Annotated in this window: 2 protein-coding genes; one reads left to right on the top strand and one right to left on the bottom strand. The window is 63.3% G+C overall.

The window, feature by feature from the left end:
* Positions 1–664: LysR family transcriptional regulator (locus EN750_RS35940; protein WP_127399391.1), on the bottom strand; the 664-nt coding region annotated here is incomplete at its 3' end.
* An 88-nt stretch (positions 665–752) separates the two neighbouring features.
* Between EN750_RS35940 and EN750_RS35935 the strand changes: the two genes are divergently transcribed.
* On the top strand, positions 753–1,048 hold a 296-nt coding region (locus EN750_RS35935), incomplete at its 3' end, for an Rrf2 family transcriptional regulator (protein ID WP_145968266.1).

The following is a 1,048-nucleotide window of genomic DNA, read 5'->3' as shown; positions in this document are numbered from 1 at the left end:
AGGCGACATGCGGCTTGACGCCGATTGCCGTCAGCAGCTTGCCGGTATTCTCCTCGATCTCGTCGACGGTCAGCATGATCAGCGTTTCGGAGGCAATGTCGCCAATGCTGATGATGTCGGCGCCGACGAGCGGATGACCGAGCGGCAGCCACAGCCGATAGGCCGAGACTTCGAGGATTTCCGACTGCAACGCGGTGCGGTCGCGCAAATTGGAGGTGACCATGACGGCAATGTCGAGCTTGCCGCCAATCAGGAGGTGTTCGAGATAATCGCCATTGTCCTCGATGGCAGAGACCTCGACGCCGGGATAGGCGCGACGGTAGCGGGCGAGCAGATCCGACAGCACATAACCGGCAACCAGGGAGGTGACGCCGAGCTGCAGCCGGCCGGCCGCCACCGTCTGCTCGCCGGAGAAAGAGCGGCGCGCGTCGGAAACGTCCGCGAGGATCTTCGTCGCGTGGCGCAGGAACTGGTGGCCCTTGTGGGTGATGTTGAGGCCACGCGGATGGCGTTCGAACAGTTCGACGCCGAGATCGCTTTCGAGCTCCTTGATCGCTTCGGTGACCGACGACTGCGAGATTGACAGGTTCTGCGCGGCGCCCGAAACCGTGCCTTGCTCGGCGACGGCGATGAAGAACTGCAACTGGCGGATGGTGAAAGCCATGGCCGGACTAAACACGGCGGACGCGATGCTGGGAAGTGGCAACCGGCGAACACTTGACGGCTTCGCCAATCGTAACTAACTAAGTTACATGAAACGCAACAGCCGACTGTCCTCGACCTTGCACATTCTCGTCCACATGGCCGAGAAGCCCGAACAGGCGCTGACCTCCGAGCAGCTTGCCACCTTCATTCACACCAATCCGGTCGTGGTCCGCCGCACCATCGCAGGCTTGCGCGATGCCGGCATCGTCACCTCGTCGCGCGGGCACGGTGGCGGCTGGCTGCTCGGGCGGGCGCCCGAGAAAATATCCCTGGCCGAGATCAGCGTCGCCCTTGGCGAGACGCTGCTGCCGTTCAGCACCGAGCCGGAAAGCCCCGGCTGCCT

The sequence above is a fragment of the Mesorhizobium sp. M7A.F.Ca.ET.027.03.2.1 genome (genome assembly GCF_003999175.1).
GTDB lineage: Bacteria > Pseudomonadota > Alphaproteobacteria > Rhizobiales > Rhizobiaceae > Mesorhizobium.
The sequence above is the reverse complement of the archived record's forward strand: the minus strand, read 5'-3'. Positions and strand labels throughout refer to the sequence as shown.